A 21,362-nucleotide genomic window follows, 5' to 3' on the forward strand; every position below is an offset into this window, starting at 1 on the left:
AGATTCGCCCCCTTCTCGCTGCCACATCACTCGCCGCGAAACTCCGCCTTGCGCTTCTCGAGAAAGGCGCGCATGCCCTCCCGTTGGTCTTTGGTCGCAAAGGAGAGGCCAAACAGGTTGGCCTCGAGGGCTTGGCCGCGGGCCAGATCTAGTTCTGCACCGTCGTAGACGGCCCGTTTGACGTACTGCAGTGCCACTGGGCCAAGTTTGTGCAGGACACTCGCATAGCGCAACCCCGCCTCGAGCAACTCGTCGGCTGGGACCACTTGCGTGACGAGCCCGTACGCCAGGGCGGTCTGTGTGTCGATGCGCTCTCCAGAGAGCAGCAGGTGCATCGCTCGCCCAGCCCCGATAATGCGCGGCAGCCGTTGACTCCCGCCAAAACCGGGGACGACGCCGAGTTGGACTTCCGGCTGGCCAAACTGTGTTCCCTCGGCGGCAATGCGCACGTCACACGCCATGCTAAGCTCCATGCCCCCGCCCAAGGCAAACCCGTGCACCAATGCAATGGTCGGCTGTGCCAAACTCTCGAGCGCCGTGAAGACGCGTTGGCCCATGCGTGCGAATTGCTCCGCTTGCTGTGCGCTCAACTCCTGCATTTCCGCGATGTCGGCGCCTGCCGCAAACGCCTTGCCCTCACCCCGGACGATGACCGTCCGAATGTCCTTGCGCCCGGAGAGCATGGCGATGTGCATGCCGAGTTCCGACAGCACGCTGCGGTTCAACGCGTTCAATTGCTTGGGGCGGTTCAAGGACAAAATCGCGGTCTGGTCTTCGATGCGCAGTTGCACAAAACTTTCTTCTGCCAAATTTAGTCCTCCCAATGTAGAGATACTGGTGGAAAACATGGCCTGCGGGTGCAGCCATCCGTCAAAGCCGCGTTCCCCACCCTACCGGTTTACGATTCGTAGACGTAGAAACCGTGGCCGACCTTCTTGCCGAGCCACCCGGCACTCACGTATTTGCGCAAGAGTGGGCACGGTCGGTACTTCGAGTCGGCAAATCCTTCGTAGAGCACTTCCATAATCGAAAGGCACGTGTCGAGCCCGATAAAGTCGGCCAGTTGCAGAGGCCCCATTGGGTGATTCATGCCCATCTTCATCACCGCGTCGACGTCCTCGGGCTTCGATACTCCTTCGTAGACGCAATAGATAGCTTCGTTGATCATCGGCATCAAGACGCGATTGGACACGAAGCCAGGGAAGTCTTGCACCTCGACAGGGTGCTTTCCCAGCGTCCTCGAGAGCTCCATGACGGTCTCGTAGACTTCGTCCTTCGTGGCCAAGCCCCGAATCACCTCAATCAACTGCATGACGGGTACGGGATTCATAAAGTGCATGCCGATGACGAGTTCTGGACGCCCGGTGACCGCCGCGATTTCCGTGATGGGCAACGACGACGTGTTCGTCGCCAGAATCGCTTCTGGCCTCACCACTTGGTCCAGTCGGCGGAAAATGTCGAGTTTGATACCGAGGTGTTCGGTGGCCGCCTCGATGGCCATGTCGACCTGAGCGCCGTCCTCGACGTCGTCGGAGAGGGTTATCCTAGAAAGAATCGCTTGTTTCTCAACGTCCGTAAGCCTGCCCTTCGCCACGAGGCGGGACAGGTTGTGTTCAATGTTACGCAGGCCTTTTTGCGCATATGCAAGCGAGATATCGTTCAATATCACGTCTAACCCGGCCGTCGCCGCCACTTGGGCAATCCCGTTGCCCATCTGACCTGCGCCCACGACGAGTAGTTGCTGGATTTGCCTTGCCATCGAATGTGCCTCCTCGCGTCAAAGTACTCTCTCAAACGGCATCACGAGTCGCCCAGCACCTCGAGCAAAATCGCGTCGCCCTGTGCCGCGCCACTGCAGATGGCGGCGATGCCCAAGCCACCGCCGCGCCGGCGCAGTTGGTGAATCAGCGTCGTGACAATTCGAGCGCCGCTCGCCCCGATTGGGTGACCGAGGGCGACGGCCCCGCCGCTCATGTTGATCTTTGCCAAATCACAGTCGAGGATTTTCGCGGTGATCAGCGGAACTGCCGCAAACGCCTCGTTGACCTCGATTTGGTCCACATCCTCCAAACGCCGGCCCGTCTTCGCAAGCAGTTTCTGGGTGGCGAGTGCGGGTGTAGTGGCGAGCATGGCCGCCTCCGTTCCGACTTCCGCGTATCCGAGGATGCGTGCCAACGGTTTGTATCCGCATTGGATTGCGTATTCCTCGTCCATCACCACGACTGCGGACGCGCCATCGTTCACCCCAGGCGCGTTCCCCGCCGTCACGGAACCATCGTCCTGAAAGACCGGCTTCAACCGGGCCAACTTCTCAAGCGACGTGTCCCGACGAGGGGCCTCGTCGCTGGACACGACCTTGTCCTCTTTCCCGATCCGCACGCTGACCGGCACGATTTCGTCTGCAAACGCGCCGCCGTCAATCGCTGCAATCGCCCGCTCGTGGCTGCGAAGTGCAAACGCGTCCTGATCTTCGCGCGTGACCCCGTACTTTCGCGCCGCATCACTGCCGTGAATCGCCATGTGCTTGTTGTGAAATGCGCAGGTCAACCCGTCGACGAGCATCAGGTCGAGCAGTTGTCCGTGCCCCATGCGATATCCTTCGCGCGCACCTGTCAACGCGTAGGGGGCGTTCGACATGCTCTCCATGCCGCCCGCGACGGCAACCGTCATATCCCCCGCGCGGATGAGTGCGTCGGACAATGTGATGGCGCGCATCCCAGACGCGCAGACTTTGTTGATGGTGAGAGACGGCGTCTCCCAGGGCAGACCGGCGAGGCGAGCGGCCTGGCGCGATGGGATTTGACCCTGACCGGCTTGCAGGACCGTACCCATGTACACGCCGTCCACCGCTTCCTTTTCAACTCCGGCCCGCTCCATCGCCGCTTGAATCGCGAGGCCGCCAAGTTCGACTGCTGTTTTTCCCGATAGACTTCCAAGAAACTTGCCAAACGGCGTCCGTACAGCACTGACGATCACGCTTTGCGTCATCTTCAATCTCCTCTCTAAACCTCCAGGGGCATTGCCCACAGGCCACAAAAGCGTCAATGTCTCGCGCTCTGGCCGACGTTCCCTGGCAGGCGCCAAGCCAACACGCGCTTCTGAGCGGCCGCTCAGTTTCACACCTCGACTGCTCCCGCAAAACGAGTGCGCAAAACTTTTCTACAGACATTGTACTGCAGTTTCGGCCCAAAATGCGAACGCTTTCATATAAAGGCGGAAAAGAGGGCTCACGCGGCCCGCCGACTTCGCAGAGCACCGCAGTCCCCCTCCACCAAACGACGCCCCGGCTACCAACTCAGGCGATAGACATCGCCAACAGCTCGATGACGTCGAACGTTTGAATCTCTTCTTCCTTGCCGTGCGCCTTCGTCCCGTCGTTCATCATCGTCATACAGTATGGGCAAGCCGTGCCAATGACGCTCGCACCCGTGCGGATGGCCTGCTCTGCACGCATGACGTTGATGCGCGTGCCGGTCTCCTCCTTGAACATCCCACCACCACCTGCGCCGCAACACATACTTTTGTTGTGATGGCGTTCCATCTCAACCAATTCGACACCTGGAATCGACGTCAGGATAAATCTCGGCGCGTCATAGATGCCGTTGTACCGCCCCAAGTAGCAGGAATCGTGATAGGTGACCTTTTGATTCAGCGCGACGGAAGGCTTGACGCGACCCTCGTCAATCAGCTTCGCGGCAAACTCCGTAGCATGGTACACCTCTGCTTCAAATCCGAAATCCGGGTACTCGTTCTTAAACGTGTTGTAAGCGTGTGGATCCGTCGTAATGATCTTCTTGACGCCGTACTCCCGAAAGATTTCGATGTTGCGCTCGACGAACTCCTGGTAGAGAAACTCGTTGCCGAGGCGGCGAGCGGAGTCCCCATCACTCTCTTCCTCGTCCCCTAAAATCGCGAAGTCGATCCCGGCGTTGATGAGAATCTGTGCAAACGCCTTTGCGATCTTCTGGTTGCGCTGGTCAAACGAGGCCGCCGTCCCGACGAAGTACAGGTACTCCGCCTTGCCTTCCACCTCAGCCATGGTCCGCACCGGCAACTCGCCAACCCACTTCGCCCTGTCCCGCCGGTTGATTCCCCACTCATTCGACTGCCGCTCGAGATTTTGGAACACTTTGTTGACTTCCGGCGACGCCTTCCCTTCTGTGAGGACGAGGTGGCGGCGCAGATCGACGATGTCTTGGACGTGCTCATTCGCGACAGGACAAGCCTCTTCGCAGGCGCGACAGGTGGTGCAAGCCCACACCTCCTCCTCGGTAAAAACGCCTTCAAACAGCGATGCCGAGGACATCTCTTCGGCCCCGGCCGCCATTTGCGCCAAGAGGCCCGGCCCTTGTGCGTTGATGGTGTCCTTCATCTTCAGGATGACGTTACGCGGTGACAACGGTTTCCCACTCAAGGTGGCGGGGCAGTTGATGTGGCACCGCCCACACTCTGTGCACGCGTACCCGTCTAGCAGCTGCTTCCACGTAAATTGATGAATCTGGCCAACGCCAAACTCTTCGATGCTCTCGTCCTCCAGGTCCAACTTCCGAAGTTTGCCCGGGGAATCATAGCGACGAAAGTACCAATTCGCCATGGCACCCATCATGTGCGAGTGCTTTGAGCGAGGGATGACGTACATGAACGTCGTGAGGCAAAGTACGTGAATCCAAAACGCGATTTCCGCGATGACGACGAGCGTTGTCGCGGACAGGCCCGTAAACCCATGGGCAATGCCGTTGAGCACTGGCGATGCATACCCAGGATAGTTCCCGAGGTGCGCCATCTCCGCGCCGGTCGCCACGAAGTAGGTCACGATGAGCAGGGTGATAAGACCCAGAATGGCCCCAGCCTCTAGGCTCGGTTCTGTGCGCATGGGGCGAATGATGTAGCGCCGATAGGCCGCGACGATGATCGCTGCGACGACGAACAAGGAAAACATCTCTTGCATAAACAGGTACCACCCCATGGTCGCCCACGGGAAATGCCAACCGCTGACGTGGTACACGAGAAAATCCAGATCTCCGAACACGAGGACTAAGAAACCCCAAAAGATAAACAGGTGGCCAATGCCGGAAGGCTCAGCGATGACCTTTTTCTGCAGTATGACATTCGTGATAAAACTCCATATGCGCTCCTTGTGCCGCCCTGATCTCGCGCTGTCCGCCTGCCCTAGACGGAGGAACTTATAGCGCTGGAAGACGGCCGTCCCGAACAGAAAGACGCCTGTTCCAAATACGAGAAGAAATAGAATGAGTTGAATGATGAGTAACATCGCGATGCCTCCTTGCATGCCGTAAGGGTCGCGGGCTGAGTCGCCCGACCGAACGGTCGGTCTAAAGTGAATCATAGCACACTTGGACGACAAAGGAATACGCCAGCGACTGGAAAATGAACGCGCTTTCTAAGTGTGCTGACTCGTCACCTCAGTGCTGGGCTCCGTCCCTCTCGGGAACGCCACCACCAGCTGTGTCTAGTGTACCAGACGGATCGATACGGGTAGCTTGGCCGCACAACATTTTTGCAGGCATGCGGTCACTGATTATAATGGGCAAAGAGCCATCAATTGGCGCCAAGGACGGAGTGACACTCGTGAACAAACCACTTGTAACCGTGTTGATTCCCGCCTATAATCGCGCGACGTACGTCGCTAAGGCAATCGAGAGCGTACAGCGGCAGACCCTCGAAAACTTCCTTTGCATCGTCATCGACGACGGTTCAACAGACGAGACGAGGCTCCTTATAGAATCGTATGCGGCAGACGACAGTCGCATCCGTTGTCTTGCACTGCCTGAAAACCGCGGCCTCGGGCAGGCACTCGACGCGGGCCTGAGAGAAGTGACGACGCCTTTCTTCACCATCCTCGACAGCGATGACTGGTATGCACCACGCACGCTCGAAGTCTGCCTCCACGCCATCGAGCAGGCGCCTCTCGACGTCTCGCTCGTCTGTGGCAATGCGGTCGTCTGGGAGGAACATCCAGACGGTCGACTGATTGAAAAGGAACGTCAACCAGGCAGGGCCTTTTCCAACCAGTACGACTTCATTCTCTACGGCCCTACACTCGTGCCGCGCTTTCTTCGTACGAAGACCGTCCTGTCCGTCGGCGGATTTGAGCGCGACCCCATCACGGACGGCCGCATGGCCGAGGACAGACTTCTGCTCCTGAAGCTCATCCACGTCAGCAACTTCATTTACGTAGACGAGGACTTATACCATATACGCGTGCACAAAGACAACATGACCAAGCCCCAGACGCGGGAAAAGTTCGTGGAAGTCAAGCGTTATATCTTTACGCGGATGTTAAAGGAATGGGGGGACGAATACGAAGCGGAGTTTTACATCCATCCCGAAGGTTGGCTCGATATCCGGTCGTTGATTCCGAAAAAATAAAGCATTCTCCCCGAGGTACGGGGAAGCCAGCGACTCCTTAGGGCTTTTCTATCCCACCGTCATCGCGCCCGCCCGCTTCCGCCTCGAACGCGCGCACAATTTGCCTCGCTCGCTGGTAGAGCGTCGCTCCGTATCGCCCCGCGAGGCGACTGCTCCACTCGCCGGTTCGCGTCGCAGACGACTGCAGAGCGACCTCACTGGCGACCTCATCCCGCATACGCTCCATCAGCATCCGGATAAGCCTTGCTTCCTGTTGCAGTGCGTCCATATGTCTGTCGGGCCTCCATTTCTCCTCTCGAGTCCGCGTGGCAGATACGGGCCTAGAGCGTCATTTCGCCTTCGTATCTCGTCGAGAGTCGGGGAATCCTTTCGGGATGAGTCGCGAGCAGTTCTATCGCTGCGGGAAAACGTGAGCTCTAACGCGACGTCGCTCTCCTCACCAGCCATCATCATGACGTACGCGAGGGTCACACGGCCGCCGTCGGGATGAATGTCCACCTGTAAGTGCGTCGTTTGCGTGGAAATGGCGATAGCCTGGCTGCCCATCGTCATGCGGGACGTGTGCGATTCTCCCTCGCGAAACGTGTGCGTCCAATCGATGAGGCCGTGGCGGATCCAGGTGAGCGCGAGGGGCTCCAAGCGCAACGTCGTGCGCACAGAGCCGGTGTCGCCCGACACCGACTCCTCGTAGGAAAGGTAGTGCGCGCCCGCCCGCTGTTGCCAGGTAACGTCGGCGATGCGCTCGGTTTCGACTTGGCCCCCGGCGGCGGTGCGCCGGACCCACGTCAAGACGCAAGTGCGCTTGCATTTCTTCGGCGTTGACGGCTCTGTGGGCATGGCACAACCTACTTCACAAACGCGAGCAGGGCTTCGCGAATGAGTTTCGAAGCGAGAATTTGCGTTTGTTCTGTCGGGTCTATCTGCGGGGCTACCTCGACGAGGTCGAACCCGACGACGTTTAGCGACCCAAGGTATTGCATCGCCTTAAACGCCTCCGCGGCGAAAATGCCACCGTGTTCGGCGGTGCCGGTGCCGGGGGCGGTGGCGGGATCGAATACGTCGATGTCCCACGTCACGTACACGGGCTTGCCGTGAAGCTCCGGCAGGACGCTGCGAAGCGGCTCAGCTAAGTCGAACGGGAAAAAGTGCGTGTTGCGCCGGGCCCATTCGAACTCCTCGCGCATACCCGAGCGAATGCCAAACTGATAGACCTTGTCCGGCCCGATGGCATCACACACCTTCTTGATGATGGTGGCGTGTGAGAACGGTTGGCCTTCGTAGTGCTCGCGCAGATCTGTGTGTGCGTCGATGTGGATGACGTGCAGTTCTGGATACTTTTCCGCAGCTGCGCGAATCGATCCCCACGACACCAAGTGTTCCCCACCGAGGCCAATCGGCAACTTGTCCCTTTCGTACAGCGCGCGGACGTACGTGTAAATCCGGTGGACGCTCTCCTCTGGGTTGCCGAACGGGAGCGGGATGTCGCCCGCGTCAAAATAGGCTATCTCAGAGAGGTCCTTATCCAGATACGGACTGTATTCCTCAAGCCCCAGGCTCACCTCGCGGATGCGCGTCGGGCCGAGCCGCGTACCGGCCCGAAACGACACGGTCCAGTCCATCGGCATCCCGTAGATGACCGCCTGTGCGGCGTCGAAGTCCTCTGTGGACCCGATGAATACATTTCCACTGTACTCGGGCGCGAACGGCCTCGTGATCTCAAAGTCAAAACTCATGACTGGACAAGCTCCTTTACGAACTCAGGCAGGGCCAAAGCGGCGTGGTGCACTTGTGCATTGTAGTAGCGGGTATTCTTCACGCGCGATTCAGTCACGTCCTGTGGACGGTGCACTTTGCTGCCCATGGTGAAGCTCCACATCCCCGTCGGGTACGTCGGAATGTGCGCCAGGTACAATTGCGTGATGGGGAACGTCTTGCCGATGTCCTGATTCACGCGGCGAATGAGCTCCTGGTTGGCAAACGGAGATTCGGTCTGTGCTGCCATCAGCCCGTCCGACTTGAGCGCGGCGTACACCGATTCGTAAAAGTTCTTGCTGAACAGGCCCACAGCCGGACCGATTGGGTCCGTCGAGTCGATGAGAATGACGTCAAACGTGTCGGGATGGTCCTCCACGTACTTGATGCCGTCGACAATCTGAACGTCGACGCGCGCGTCGCAAAGACCCGCAGCAATTTGTGGAAAGTACTTCTTCGACGCCTCGACGACTGCGCCGTCAATCTCGGCGAGCACTGCCCGCTCGACCGACGGGTGCTTGATGACCTCGCGAATAATGCCGCCATCGCCGCCGCCGACGACGAGCACGTTCTTCGGGTTGGGGTGCGTGTGCATCGGCACGTGCGACAACATTTCGTGATAGACGAACTCATCCTTGTCCGTCGTCATGACGCAGCCATCCAAAACAAGCAGACGACCGTACTGATGCGTTTCATAGACATCCAATGTCTGATATGGAGTCACTTCACTATGTAATGTCTTCTCGACGCGCAGACCGATGGACAAATTGTCGTTTTGCAACTCGGTAAACCATAAATTCGATTGAGGCACGTTTGTGTCTCTCCTCTCAAAAGGCATGCAGCCCGTATTATACCAAACTGAGGGCGGCGGTAAACGGTTGTCATATCCCATACATTTCCACACAGGAACGTGGGCAACCTACCTTCCATCATTCCCCTCGGGAGGTCATCCAATTGCGTCGGATAACAGATACCAGCAAGCAGTCCACCAAAGTGTACCGCCGCAAACCCGGGAGCAAAAAGCTTTGGCTCTCCGCCATCTTCATCCCCCTCGCGACCGGTTTCACAGGCATGTCGCTGATGCTCGTCCTCCTGCGATATCTGCCGCTGCCGGACCAGTCGCTCGTCAATCCAACGGAGATCGAGAGCGACGACGGATTGCGCCTCGCCGAGTGGACGAGCACCGGGACGGATGAACAACCGGTCCCCCTGTCGCGCATTCCCAAGGCGCTCGTCGACGCGACACTGGCCGTGGAGGATACGAACTTCTATCACGATCACGCCATCGACCTCAAATCGACCGCCCGCGCGATGCTCGTCAACCTGCGCCACGGCCAAGTCGTAGAGGGTGGCTCGACGATTACGCAACAGTTGGCCAAAAACCTGTTTCTGACGCAGGACCGGACGTATTCGCGAAAAATCCGCGAAGCGCTGTTCGCCATGCAACTAGAATTGCACGAGTCGAAGGACTGGATTCTCAACCGCTATCTCAACGTGGTCTACTACGGCCACGGTGCGTACGGCGTGCAGGCGGCGTCACACCTCTATTTCAACAAATCGGTCGACGACCTCAATCTGGCCGAATGCGCGATGCTCGCAGGCCTGCCAAAAGGTCCGTCGATTTACTCGCCGCTCACCGACATGCGCCTGGCCAAACAGCGCCAACATGTCGTGCTCGCGCGGATGGTGCGGGCCGGGTATTTGACGAAGGGGCAGGCGGATGCGGCTTACCGCACGCCGATTCACGTCGCCACCTACCACACACCCGTCGTGCGAGCGCCGTACTTTACGGCGGTGGCCGTCAACGAGGCGAAACAGCAGTACCAGATCAGCACGGAACATCTGTACCAAGGTGACTTGCGCATCCATACGACGCTAGATCCGCTGCTTCAGCAGGCCGCCGAACGCGCCGTCCAGACCACCTTGCCAAAGGGCAGCGACATCCAGGCGGCACTCGTGGCTATCGATCCGCACACGGGCGCCATCAAGGCGCTTGTCGGCGGCCGCGACTTCAAGACGAGTCCCTATAACCGGGCGATGGCGCCGAGGCAGCCGGGATCGACGTTTAAAGGCATTCTCTACACAGCGGCGTTGGAGAACGGCTGGACGCCTGCCAATCAGGTCGAGAGCAAGTTGACGACGTTCGTCTACGGGCCAAATCACGATAAGCAGTACACCGTCCACGATTACGGCGACTTCTACGCGGAGCGACCGCTGACCTTGAGGGAGGCCCTGGCGAGATCGGACAACGTCTACGCGGTCCACACGAACCTGGCCATCGGCCCGCAGAAAGTGGTGGAGATGGCCCGTCGGATGGGTATAGAGTCGTCGCTCCAACCGTATCCGTCGCTGGCGCTCGGCGTGTTCCCGGTATCGCCGCTGGAGCTGGCCACAGCCTATGCGACGCTCGCCAACGGCGGCTATCGCGTGTCGCCGTTTGCGGTGAAGGAAATTGACTCGCCGGGGAACGAACTGGCCGCACACCCGTCGCCCGAGCGCGTCATCTCGCCGCAAATCGCGTACCAGATGACCGACTTGCTGACGAGTGTGCTCGAGCGAAACGGAACTGGGTACTCGGTGCACGACTACCTCCACGACGTCGCTGCGGCCAAGACGGGAACGACGGACACCGATGCATGGATGGTCGGCTACACGCCAAACCTCGTGTGCGCGGTATGGGTGGGCTACGACTCGAATCGCCCGCTCACCGTCGCAGAGTCCCACCTCGCGTCGCCGATTTGGGCAAAGTTCATGGGCACCGTGCAGACGCATTTGCCTTATCAGTGGTATCAGCCGGCCCCTGGTCTGAAGCCATACACACTTGATCCACTGACGGGCAAACTGGCAACCCCGCTCTGCCGAACGACCGAGATCGACTACTTTGTGCCTGGCACGGAGCCCACCTCTCCTTGCCCGGTGCACGCGCCCGCGCAACCAGAACAGAAATCGACGCCGAAACAAAAATTGTTCGGATGGTTCCAAAAATGGTTCTAGACGGCGCCAATCGAGCTTCTAACTGTGCTACAATGGCGGCAATCAACCAAGGAGGGGTGGGGCGTCAGCTATGGAACAACGCCTGTCCGAACGCGTTCGCAACATTAAACCGTCTGCGACGATGAGCGTCGACGCGAAGACGAAATCGCTCGTGGCTTCGGGGCAACCCGTAATCAATATGAGCGTCGGAGAGCCAGACTTTGATACGCCGACCGCAGCTGCCTTTGCGGGCATCCGCGCCATCACAAACGGCAACACGCGCTACACGCCGGCCGCTGGCACAGTGGCGCTGCGTCAAGCGATTGCGCGCAAACTGATGACGGAAAACGGCCTGACCTACGCAGCAGAGCAGATTATTGTCTCGAACGGCGCAAAACACACGCTGTACAACGTATTTGTAGCCATCTGTGACGAGGGCGACGAAGTCATCCTCCCGGCACCGTACTGGGTCTCGTACCCTGAACAAATCGAACTCGCCGGCGCGAAGCCGGTGATCGTAGGCTGTGACGAATCCACACAGTTCAAGATGACGCCGGCGCAGTTGGAGGCCGCCATCACGCCGAACACGAAAGCGGTGCTCTTGAATACGCCGTCTAACCCGACCGGGGCCGTCTACCACGAGGAAGAACTGCAGGCACTCGCCAAAGTGCTGCGCAACCACGACGTCTATGTCGTCCTCGACGAAATTTACGAACGGCTCGTATACGACGTCAAGCAGACGAGCCTCGCCGCTATCGCGCCTGAACTGCAAGACCGCGTCATCGTCGTCAACGGTTTCTCGAAGGCATTTGCAATGACCGGGTGGCGCCTTGGGTACGCAGCGGCACCGGCCGACGTCGCGAAAGCCATGGCGAGCTTCCAAAGTCACTCCACGGGCAGCCCGTCGTCGATGTCCCAGGCCGCGGGCCTGACCGCGTTATCGCACTTCGATCCGGCCGTCGTCGAGACCTTCCAGCACCGCCGCGACGTCCTCGTCGAGGGCCTCAACGCGCTCGCTGGCGTCAGCTGTCTGCCGCCAGAGGGCGCGTTCTACGCGTTCCCTGACATTTCCGGCGTCATCGGCAAGCGCTATGAGGGCACGCCAATCGAGTCCGCCACTGACTACTGTCAACTGCTGCTCGAAAAGGCCCTCGTGGCGAGTGTCCCCGGCGACGCATTCGGCTCGCCGAACCACGTTCGCTTCTCCTACGCCGTCGCCGACGACGACATCGCAGAAGCTGTGCAGCGCATGCGCCAGTTCCACCAGAAGCTGAGCTGACATCGCGAACTCTCCGCCCTCGTCGAGACTTACACGGCAGACAAAAGGGACCGTCGAGCGCTCATGCGCTTTGGCGGTCCCTTTGTCCATCACTCCGTGGTGTCCGGATTTTGCTGCCCATGCGGGTGTGCGGGGTGGATTTCCCCGTACGGATCTGTCCAGTTCTCATCGTTCTGAATTTGAATGAGCCCCGCCGTATCGAGCTCGTGAAGGACCTCAAATAGGCTGTCGCGCTTGTCTTGCGGGAGCGCCCGAACAAACTCGTTGACGTCCTGAGCGGGTGCCGCCTGGACAAAGTGCACTCCACCGTATTTCGCGTATAACTCACGTTTTAATGGCATCGACGTTGCACCCCTTCCCCACGTATGACACAAGCCGGTTCTTTGCTATTCTGTGCCCTCCGCCCCGTCCTATACACGTCTCGCCAACGTGTGCGCACCAGCCGCAAGACACTGCAATAGGATAGGAGAGAAATTCTATGCGGAAGTGAGGTGCAACCGCCACGAACCGGACATCGAACGGAAAAGGTCGCAGCCGGAGCGCGCATGCACCAACCGTGCCAAAGTTAACCAGAAGCACCACGTCGAGATCCTTGGCGGCCTCTGGAAGTGGCTCGGCGGGTTCCTCTAGGCGACAGCGTGTGCAAGACGTCGATGCCGCTTTGACCAAGGCACAAACGCCTAAACGAAAGACGCCTACTCCCCGAAAGAGCCGGACCGTCCGCAGGCCCACTGGGCGGGCGCAAAGTGCGGTCAGGCCAAGTGGCAACGCGACGGGATCGGCGAAAAAGAAAGGGCAAAGCCTCTCGCAACTCCTGTCGCCAAAGAACGTTCAGGAAACGATGAAAACCGTGGGCAACTTGCGAGGAATGGTCAAGAACTGGCTTGGCTACCTGCAACAGGCCGACAAGATGCTGGATACCATCTTCGTCACGACCGGCTCGTTGAAGGAGAGCGGCGTACTCGATAAGTTAGTGAAACATCGCGGCAAAAATTTGTCGACGGACGACTTCACGAGCATCCTCTCCGCGCTGATGGCGTCACCGCTCGCCAGCGGCTTTCTCAAAGGCGGCGACAGTGAAACGGGCGAGGGGCAAGCAGAGCAGTCGGCTGTACAAAGACCACAACAGCAGGCACTGCCTCCGCCGCAGCAACAACATCCACCACAAATGTAAGAGGCGGCGCGATGCGCCGCCTCTCTTTTAGAGTGTTCGCCCTTCAACCCTTGCTCTTGGGAACGAACTTCTTGATTTCTTTTAATGTCTTGTCATCGACGTTCTTACCGTACTTTTTCACCAGCTCGTCGACGCTGGCGTCGGGGCCGTTTTTGGTCGCGTCGGTATACGCCTTGACAAACTGTTTGATGCGTTGTTCCGGCACTGGAAGGCCCAGTTTGTTCGCAAACGACTTCGCCATTTGCTCGACTTGATTCGCGTCCTTCCAGTCGTTCGGATTGACTTTCTTCACATCATCCAGAATCTCAAAAATCGCCTTCCGTTTACCGGAGAGATTATTTTTGAGATTGTCCATCGAGTTCGGCTTCTTTGAAACGACCGTCTCCACTTCCGGGGTCGCCGACGGAGCTTCGATCGGACGTTGCCGCTTCACACCGGCCTTTGGGGAAGCTTGGCGCTTGCGTTTATTTGGTTGATTCGCCACGTGTCTGCATCCTCCTCTGTCCATTACTGCTCCATAGCGGAGCCTCCCCACACAATATGTTGAGGGACGAAGAGATGCGCCTCCAAATCAGGCGAATCGGACAAAACGGGCGGTGGTTGACGATGCCGCGGTCAGCGGGATTTTCGCAGCTTGGGGCTGCGCAGGCGGATATCGATTGCGGCCGCACAGATCATCGCCATCAACATCATAAATCCCCCGACGCCTTCGGCCATACTGCGTCCATGTTCCACAATCATGATTGTAAAGCCAGCCAGTAACAACAATCCGAGACTGACAAAGGACAAGATAAACTTTTCCATTTGGTCAATCCTCCCGTGGACACATGTTTCGAAAATTACGTACAATCATAGTGTGTCAGCTCGCGACGAGTGGGGGCGAGTTCTCAATCGTACGAATTATTGTAGCACGTTTGCTAAGACTCTGCCTCGCCGTATTCGCCGGTTCCATACGTTCAAAACAGACTCAGTTCACGATATTTTGCAAGACACTAGCGTACCCTTGGTGTCGGTGTCTTGGGGCCCAGTGTGCCGGCCGCGTGCTGCCGCCACTCAGGTTGATACGACGGCGGTGGCGATGTGGAATGCATGATGGTCAACATCGAAGTCCCTACCCAAACAGAGAAACACAAAACGCTACAAAGGGGAACACGACTGAAATGAAACGATGGATCATCGGATTATTTTCAATATTTTTCCTGCTATGTCCAACTACGGCGTTTGCCGCCAGCAAATCCGTTCCTGCACACAGTGCCGCCGAGTCGATAGTGCAAACAGCCACCCTCACATCGAGCAGCAGCCAAGCGCACGTGCAACTCATCCGTGGGGGCCGTTCGTACAGTTCTCGCTCCTATACCTCGCGTTCGTACAGCTCCAGGTCGTACGGAGGCACTGGGACGCGCTCGTTTGGGTCACCGTTTGGGGGACTCGGTTCGCACCTGTTCTCCTTTGGAGCAGGGTTCTTTTTAGGACATCTGTTTAACCCGTTCGGCTTTGGTTACGGCTACGGTGCGGGACTGGGACTGTTCCACATTATTTTCGATATATTCATCATCTGGGTAATTTGGAGAATTATCCGTAGAATGTTCTTTCGCTGAGAAGATCCTGCCGTACAGACAAAAACGGGCGCCAACATCGACTGTCGATATTGGCGCCGCATACACAAGATGTTGACTATCCGCCGATGCGAGACATCTCCACGCGCGGCTGCCGAACGGTTTCACTGCTGCGCTCTTCTGAATACCGATCGCGCCGGTCGCGCCAAAGTCCCGTGAACAGCGCGCGCAGTTCGTCGTCTGTCGTCCCGTTTCGGAGGAGATGGCGAATCGGCGTTCCATGCGTTCCGAATAAGCAGGTAAACAACTCGCCGGCCGCCGTCAAACGCAACCGCGAACACCCCCTGCAAAACGGATTTGTCACGGAGTGAATAATGCCGATTTGCCCGGCTCCATCCGCATAGGCGAATCGCTCTGCCACTTCGCCCGGGGTCTTTGGCTCGACCGGGATGAGCGGGTACCTCTCGTCAATCATCCGATAGATGTCGGTCGCTCGCACCACGTCGCGCATCTGCCAACCATTGCTGTTCCCGACATCCATGTACTCGATAAACCGAAGGATGACCCCGCTGTCGCGAAACCGCTCTGCCATCGGGAGGATTTGTGATTCATTCATCCCCCGACGTACGACCATATTCACCTTGACGGGTGCGAGCCCCGCCTCTAGCGCCGTGTCAATCGCAGCCAACACCCGTCCGACAGGGAAGCCGACATCGTTCATCGCTTTGAAGATGGCGTCGTCGAGTGCGTCGAGGCTGACCGTAATTCGACGGAGACCTGCCTCCTTTAAAGCGGCAGCCCGCTTTTGTGTCAGCATGCTCCCGTTGGTCGTCACCGCGATGTCGTCGATGCCTCGAATATCCGACACAGCCCGGATAATATCCGGCAAATCCCTGCGAAGGATGGGTTCTCCTCCCGTCAGTCGGACTTTGTGTACACCGAGCTCCGACAGGATTGTGGTCACGCGAACGATCTCATCTATAGTCAAGGTCTCATCGTCGGACAAGAAGGCGTAGTCTTTTCCGAAAATTTCTTTTGGCATACAGTACTTACATCGGAAATTACATCGATCCGTCAGCGAAATTCTGAGATCCTTCAGCGGCCGTGAGAGCGCATCTCGAACGTGCGTTTGATGCTTGGACATCTTCAGAACCTCCTGACTAGGTAAATCTGTAATGTACTCAGTGTAACACGGGGAAGTCTAGACTTGGAAATCGGCCTTGACAGAGGTCTTGGGGGGACTTTGGGATGAATGGCTTTGGTGCGGGTCACTGGGATGAAGACGAACAACAACACCTACAGCAAACCATCCAACAGTTCGTGCGCGTACAAAGCGTGACGGGCGGACAAGCCGAGTGGGACATGGCGCGCCTTGTGCTCGACCGCCTGCGCCAGGCTGAGTGCCACGCTTCTGGCTCCTTGACCGTAGAGCCATTTCTCACCGACGATGGGACGCAAATGGGCGCCTGTGCACTCTACCGGCGCCCAGGCTGCTCCCGTACCGTCGTGCTCGTCGCTCACACTGACGTCGTCGGCGTGGAGGATTATGGAGCATACCAGAAGGATGCGTTTGACGTCGTACAGTTTACCGAGCGCGTCCGACGCGATATTGTGCTGCCGGAGGACGCGCGCGTCGACGTCGACCGCGGCGCCTGGTGGTTCGGTCGCGGTGTCATGGATATGAAGGCCGGACTCGCCATGAATCTCATCCTATTTGAGAAGGCATGCCGCCAAGGCATCGGTGGCAATCTCGTGTTTCTGGCGGTACCAGATGAAGAGAACCATTCACGCGGTATGTTAGCCGCGACCAAGGTGTTGCATCGATTGAAAACGGAGAACGAGCTGGATTACGTCCTATGTCTCAACGCAGAGCCGTCCTTCGTCACATCGGGAGAGACTTCTGGCGCGCACATCTACTCCGGCTCGTTTGGCAAGCTACTGCTCGGGGCGCTGGCTGTGGGCGTCCCCGGCCACGTTGGACTGCCATTCAGTGGTATCAGCAGCGTCCAAATGCTGACACACCTCGTTCAGACCCTCGAGGCAAATCCAGATTTAAGCGAGCGGACTGACGACGGTCGGCTTGTTCCATTGACCTGTCTGTGGATGCGGGATTTACAAGAGACGTACTCGGTGCAATCCCCACATCTGGCTGCCGCGTACTTCCACGTCCCCTTCCTCCAGCGCTCGCCAAGCGCTGTGCTCAGCGGGATACGAGCGACCTGTAAAGAGGCGATGTTCAGCCTGCACGAGTGGACCGTCGGCCGCGCGCGCACGGCGGGCGTCGCGGAGCCTGCGAGTTCGCGCGAGATCCCCGTGTTGTGGCTCTCCGAAATCCTGCGCGACAGAGCGTGTTCACCTCCTCTGACCGTTCGCGGGAACGACCTGCTGGAAGCCACACTAGACGCGGTCAAGGCCGTAGCCGTAAGCCGCCAAGCGACCGTTCAGGCGTGCGTCATCCTCTTTCTCGCTCCCCCGGTGTACCCGGCGGTGAACGCGTCCGACTCGCCGCAGCTCTCCAGGTGGATTCGAGCGACGCAGGCGGTAGCACAGACTCAGTTTGGCGTGAAATTGGAGCACAAAACGGGCTTCCCAGGTTTATCCGATTTGAGCTACACCGGCTACGGACTGAGCTCAGATTGGGCGTTTATCGCCAGCGAAATGCCCGCATGGGGCGCCGGTTACAGCCTACCGCTTCAGGCGATGGGGGAGCTTTCCATTCCAGTATGCAACCTCGGGCCGTTTGGCAAGGATGCACACCAGTGGACGGAACGACTCGAGTTGGACTACTCCACGCGCGTCTTGCCCCAGCTGTCGATGACCATGATCTTGGAGGCGCTTTCCACGAAGTCAACATAAGTTCACCACTTTTTCCGCGTTTGCGTTACACTGGAATCAGCACGCATTGTCCACAAGGGGGACCCTGTTGTATGAACGTAGCGATGATCGCACATGACCAGAAGAAGAACGATATCGTATACTTGGCCATCGCGTATCAGAACATCCTGAAAAACGTGAACCTGTATGCCACGGGAACAACCGGCTTGCGGATTGCAGAAGCGACCGGCTTGAGCGTTCACCGGTTTCAGTCCGGACCGTACGGCGGCGACCAGCAAATCGGTGCCATGATCGCCAGTAACGAGATGGATTTTGTCATATTCCTGCGTGATCCGCTGACGGCACAACCGCACGACCCTGATATCACCGCACTCCTTCGGTTGTGCGACGTACATAACGTCCCTGTAGCGACCAATATGGCCTCAGCCGAAGCCTTAATTCGCGCGATGGACGCTGGACTCATCGATTTTAAGCCGAAAGCTCAATAAGACCGAAAGGATGCCTACCGATGTTTGACTCGAGCGTATTCGAAGCACGACGTGTTCGATTCTGCGAAACCATTGCCGACCGCTCTATTGCCGTCCTATTTTCCGGGCGGGCGCCACACAAGTCGCGCGATGCCAGCTATCATTTCCACGCCAATCGCAACTTTTTTTACCTCACTGGAGTAGACCGAGAAAACGCGGCTGTCATTTTCCTTAAAAAGGAAGGCGCCGTGCGCACCATGTTGTTTACGGAACATGTGGATGCGACACAGGAAAAGTGGACAGGTAAACGAATGAGCGACGAAGAGGCCACACACAGATCTGGCATTGAGGAGATTCGTGATATCGCTGATCTTCACAGCGCCGTTGGCGGCTTTCTATCGGACGCCGACTACGATGTCATCTGTCTCGACCTCGAACAAAACGACTGGCATCAGACAGAGACCGTCGCGCATCAGTTCTCGCGCGAGTTGGCACAGCGATATCCTGGTCTCGCAGTGCGCAATATTCATGCTGGAATTTGCCGCATGCGCGCAGTCAAGGACGCACATGAGGTCGCTGCCATCCGCGAGGCGATTCGCATCACGAAACTCGGCATCGAAAACCTGATGTCGCACGCGCACGGAGACGTCGCAGAGTACGAACTGCAAGCCCACTTCGATTTCACGTTGCGCTCCAACGGCGTTTCTGAGCACGCATTTCCATCCATCATCGCCGGTGGCGAACGGGCTACGGTCCTTCATTACGAGGACAACGACCAAACCGTGGCGGACGGTGAACTGGTATTGCTGGACCTCGGAGCCGCACATTTGCACTACTCGGCAGATATCAGCAGAACCTTCCCGGTAAACGGTAAGTTTACCCCGCGTCAAAAAGAACTGTACGAGATTGTGCTCACGGCGATGGAAGAGACCATCGCAGCCGTTAAGCCGGGTATGTCCTACCCAGAATTAAATGAGGTCACCAAGGCGACACTCGCTCGTGAATGTAAGCGCATCGGACTGATTGAGCGGGATGACCAAATTAGCAACTACTACTACCACAGCGTGAGTCACCCACTGGGTCTTGACACACACGACGTGCATGGCCGAGGTTACCCGATTGAGGTTGGCTCCGTCATCACGATTGAACCTGGGCTCTATGTGGCGGAAGAAGGCATTGGCATCCGCATCGAAGACGACATTCTCGTGACCGCAACCGGCGTTGAAAACCTGTCTTCCGACATCATCAAATCCGTCGCCGACATCGAAGCGTTGATGGCACGCCGGCGCTAGTCCCTAGATAACCGAACGGGCCGAGGCTTAAAACCACATTCACTTGGGCATCGTACATACGATGCCTTTTTTTGTATGTCCATTTTCCCTTCACAACTCGTCATATGTTCTGGTATGATGCAGTATATCGTTTTCGTAAAACGTTTTCGTAAACCGTTTTACTTACTTGCAACACACTTAATCAATCCGTTTGCACCGCCAAAGGCGGCTCCATTGCGCCCTGAGCTGTAAACGAATTCAACTATCAACGCGCTCCCTCAGTGTTCAAGAGGGAACGCATGCTTCTAGGGAGGGCACAATCATGAAACGATGGGGAATCGGTCTCCTCATTGGCTTGGGGATTCTGATCAACTATTTTGACCGGACGAATCTATCGGTCGCGCAACAACCAATTTCCAACCTGTATCACTTGAATAGTGCTCAAATGGGCATTATTCTCTCGTCATTCGGTTGGTCTTACGCACTGTTTCAAATTCCTATTGGGGCCTTGTTGGACAAAATCGGCGTCAAGTGGTTAGTCCGCGTGGGCACGCTCATCTGGTCCATGGCGACGTTTATGACAGCGGTTGTAAGCGGTATGGGACTTCTCATTTTGTCCCGCGTGATCTTGGGCGCTGCGGAAGCGCCTGCATTTCCTGCCGCTTCAAAGGCGACGGGCTACTGGTTCCCCGTGCGCGAGCGCGGACTGGCTACGTCCATCTTTGACGCCGCCGCTAAGTTTTCCAACGTCATCGGCACGCCTTTAATCGCGTGGGCCGTATTTGTTTGGGGATGGAAGGGCGGATTCTGGGTCACTGGGATTTTGAGCCTGTTCTACCTCGCACTGTACTGGATTTTTTATCGCGATCCGAAGGAAGCAAAGCTGTCTGCTGAAGAGGAGAAATTGCTCCGCGAGGGCGGTGCGCAGCAGATAGGTACAGCCCCGGGTGGATACGGAAAGAACCTGATGTTCGTCCTTTCCCAGCGCAAAATTTGGGGCTTGACGCTCGGCTTTACGGCATACGGCTACTCGTTTTACCTGTTCCTGACTTGGTTGCCTGGTTACTTGGAAAAGCAGATGCACATGACGATTCTCAAATCCGGTTGGTACACTGCTGGCCCGTGGCTCATCGCCACCATCACCGACTTGGTCATCGGCGGTTGGCTCGTCGACCACCTCGTCAAGCGCGGTCACGACTCGACGCGGGTTCGGAAGACAATTCTCGTCATCGGCATGATTTTAGGTTTGGCCGTCATTCCAGCCGCCTTTACGCAGAACCCAAACGCAGCGGTGTGCTGGATTGCGGTTGCATTGGGTGGACTAGCCTTCTCGGCCCCCATCGGCTGGAGTATTCCGTCCCTCATCGCTCCACGAGGTACCGTGGGTACGGTTGGCAGTGTCATCAACTTCTTCAACAACTTGATGAGCATCGTAGCTCCAATCGTGACTGGGTTTGTCGTCGACTGGACGGGATCGTTTGAAACCGCGTTTATTATCGCGGGCATCGTGCTCGTCCTCGGCATCTTGTCCTACGTCTTGTTGCTCGGTAAAATCGAGCCTATCCAGTCGCCATTTGAAGATAGTGAGACCGTCAACGCGTAAGCGGAGTCGTCTCCCGAAAGAACATTTCATCAGCACTGTCGTAAAGTAAAAAACTACTCTGG

General features: G+C 57.5%; 21 protein-coding genes. 9 read left to right on the forward strand and 12 right to left on the reverse strand.

Translation table 11 applies throughout. The annotated features are described in order from the left end of the window. Positions 1-26 precede the first annotated feature (26 nt). The 4 genes from NZD89_RS27330 to NZD89_RS27345 all read right to left on the reverse strand — a co-directional run bounded on the left by NZD89_RS27330 (position 27) and on the right by NZD89_RS27345 (position 5,272). Positions 27-809: an enoyl-CoA hydratase/isomerase family protein gene (locus tag NZD89_RS27330; protein ID WP_268005770.1), complete on the reverse strand. Its 783-nt coding sequence runs from the start codon at positions 807-809 to the stop codon at positions 27-29. Positions 810-898: 89 nt separating this feature from the next. Further along, on the reverse strand, positions 899-1,759 hold the full coding sequence (locus NZD89_RS27335; RefSeq protein WP_268005771.1) for a 3-hydroxybutyryl-CoA dehydrogenase: 861 nt from the start codon (positions 1,757-1,759) through the stop codon (positions 899-901). Positions 1,760-1,800: 41 nt separating this feature from the next. Further along, positions 1,801-2,988, reverse strand: a complete 1,188-nt coding sequence (locus tag NZD89_RS27340; RefSeq protein WP_268008636.1) for an acetyl-CoA C-acetyltransferase — start codon at positions 2,986-2,988, stop codon at positions 1,801-1,803. Positions 2,989-3,295: 307 nt separating this feature from the next. Beyond that, positions 3,296-5,272 (reverse strand): heterodisulfide reductase-related iron-sulfur binding cluster, encoded by a 1,977-nt coding sequence (locus tag NZD89_RS27345; RefSeq protein ID WP_268005772.1) that lies wholly within the window; start codon positions 5,270-5,272, stop codon positions 3,296-3,298. A 317-nt stretch (positions 5,273-5,589) separates the two neighbouring features. Here NZD89_RS27345 and NZD89_RS27350 point away from each other — a divergent pair, with 317 nt between their 5' ends. After that, complete coding sequence (locus NZD89_RS27350) at positions 5,590-6,390, forward strand: glycosyltransferase family 2 protein (protein ID WP_268005773.1); 801 nt, start codon at positions 5,590-5,592, stop codon at positions 6,388-6,390. 37 nt (positions 6,391-6,427) lie between these two features. Here the strand turns inward: NZD89_RS27350 and NZD89_RS27355 are convergent, their stop codons facing one another. Genes NZD89_RS27355 through speE form a run of 4 tightly spaced genes read right to left on the reverse strand, consistent with a single transcriptional unit; the run spans position 6,428 to position 8,980 of the window. Continuing rightward, on the reverse strand, positions 6,428-6,658 hold the full coding sequence (locus NZD89_RS27355; protein WP_268005774.1) for a hypothetical protein: 231 nt from the start codon (positions 6,656-6,658) through the stop codon (positions 6,428-6,430). Next, on the reverse strand, positions 6,616-7,227 hold the full coding sequence (locus tag NZD89_RS27360) for a YwiB family protein (RefSeq protein WP_268005775.1): 612 nt from the start codon (positions 7,225-7,227) through the stop codon (positions 6,616-6,618). Before NZD89_RS27360 ends, NZD89_RS27355 begins: the two co-directional genes overlap by 43 nt. Before the next feature lie 8 nt (positions 7,228-7,235). Further along, positions 7,236-8,123 (reverse strand): agmatinase, encoded by an 888-nt coding sequence (gene speB, locus NZD89_RS27365; RefSeq protein WP_268005776.1) that lies wholly within the window; start codon positions 8,121-8,123, stop codon positions 7,236-7,238. After that, positions 8,120-8,980 (reverse strand): polyamine aminopropyltransferase, encoded by an 861-nt coding sequence (speE, locus tag NZD89_RS27370; protein ID WP_268005777.1) that lies wholly within the window; start codon positions 8,978-8,980, stop codon positions 8,120-8,122. Before speE ends, speB begins: the two co-directional genes overlap by 4 nt. A gap of 116 nt (positions 8,981-9,096) precedes the next feature. On the opposite strand from speE, the gene NZD89_RS27375 reads away from it, so the two are divergent. Both NZD89_RS27375 and NZD89_RS27380 read left to right on the forward strand, forming a co-directional pair. After that, positions 9,097-11,136: a transglycosylase domain-containing protein gene (locus NZD89_RS27375; protein WP_268005778.1), complete on the forward strand. Its 2,040-nt coding sequence runs from the start codon at positions 9,097-9,099 to the stop codon at positions 11,134-11,136. Positions 11,137-11,206: 70 nt separating this feature from the next. Beyond that, entirely contained in the window at positions 11,207-12,394 is a 1,188-nt protein-coding gene (locus NZD89_RS27380) for a pyridoxal phosphate-dependent aminotransferase (RefSeq protein WP_268005779.1), read from the forward strand. Between the two features lie 89 nt (positions 12,395-12,483). Here the strand turns inward: NZD89_RS27380 and NZD89_RS27385 are convergent, their stop codons facing one another. Beyond that, positions 12,484-12,735, reverse strand: a complete 252-nt coding sequence (locus NZD89_RS27385; protein ID WP_268005780.1) for a hypothetical protein — start codon at positions 12,733-12,735, stop codon at positions 12,484-12,486. A 299-nt stretch (positions 12,736-13,034) separates the two neighbouring features. Between NZD89_RS27385 and NZD89_RS27390 the strand changes: the two genes are divergently transcribed. Beyond that, the gene (locus tag NZD89_RS27390; protein WP_268005781.1) at positions 13,035-13,568 is read left to right on the forward strand and encodes a hypothetical protein; all 534 of its coding nucleotides are present in this window, start codon (positions 13,035-13,037) and stop codon (positions 13,566-13,568) included. Between the two features lie 43 nt (positions 13,569-13,611). On the opposite strand, the gene NZD89_RS27395 is transcribed toward NZD89_RS27390, so the two are convergent. After that, positions 13,612-14,052, reverse strand: a complete 441-nt coding sequence (locus NZD89_RS27395; protein ID WP_268005782.1) for a hypothetical protein — start codon at positions 14,050-14,052, stop codon at positions 13,612-13,614. Positions 14,053-14,183: 131 nt separating this feature from the next. Continuing rightward, complete coding sequence (locus NZD89_RS27400) at positions 14,184-14,372, reverse strand: hypothetical protein (protein ID WP_268005783.1); 189 nt, start codon at positions 14,370-14,372, stop codon at positions 14,184-14,186. Positions 14,373-14,728: 356 nt separating this feature from the next. Here NZD89_RS27400 and NZD89_RS27405 point away from each other — a divergent pair, with 356 nt between their 5' ends. After that, positions 14,729-15,166 carry a hypothetical protein gene (locus NZD89_RS27405; RefSeq protein ID WP_268005784.1) on the forward strand — a complete coding sequence of 146 codons (438 nt, stop codon included), beginning with the start codon at positions 14,729-14,731 and terminating at the stop codon, positions 15,164-15,166. Positions 15,167-15,242: 76 nt separating this feature from the next. On the opposite strand, the gene moaA is transcribed toward NZD89_RS27405, so the two are convergent. After that, on the reverse strand, positions 15,243-16,268 hold the full coding sequence (gene moaA, locus NZD89_RS27410; RefSeq protein WP_268005785.1) for a GTP 3',8-cyclase MoaA: 1,026 nt from the start codon (positions 16,266-16,268) through the stop codon (positions 15,243-15,245). A 104-nt stretch (positions 16,269-16,372) separates the two neighbouring features. Here moaA and NZD89_RS27415 point away from each other — a divergent pair, with 104 nt between their 5' ends. From NZD89_RS27415 to NZD89_RS27430, 4 genes are all read left to right on the forward strand, one after another. Then, on the forward strand, positions 16,373-17,980 hold the full coding sequence (locus NZD89_RS27415) for a M20/M25/M40 family metallo-hydrolase (protein WP_268005786.1): 1,608 nt from the start codon (positions 16,373-16,375) through the stop codon (positions 17,978-17,980). A 71-nt stretch (positions 17,981-18,051) separates the two neighbouring features. Next, positions 18,052-18,447, forward strand: coding sequence for a methylglyoxal synthase (locus tag NZD89_RS27420; protein WP_268005787.1), 396 nt, complete (start codon positions 18,052-18,054; stop codon positions 18,445-18,447). 20 nt (positions 18,448-18,467) lie between these two features. Further along, positions 18,468-19,718 (forward strand): aminopeptidase P family protein, encoded by a 1,251-nt coding sequence (locus tag NZD89_RS27425; protein ID WP_268005788.1) that lies wholly within the window; start codon positions 18,468-18,470, stop codon positions 19,716-19,718. A 301-nt stretch (positions 19,719-20,019) separates the two neighbouring features. Continuing rightward, entirely contained in the window at positions 20,020-21,300 is a 1,281-nt protein-coding gene (locus NZD89_RS27430) for an MFS transporter (RefSeq protein ID WP_268005789.1), read from the forward strand. The last annotated feature ends 62 nt before the right edge of the window (positions 21,301-21,362 follow it).

Origin of the sequence: Alicyclobacillus fastidiosus, from assembly GCF_026651875.1 — a bacterium.
Lineage (GTDB): Bacteria > Bacillota > Bacilli > Alicyclobacillales > Alicyclobacillaceae > Alicyclobacillus > Alicyclobacillus fastidiosus.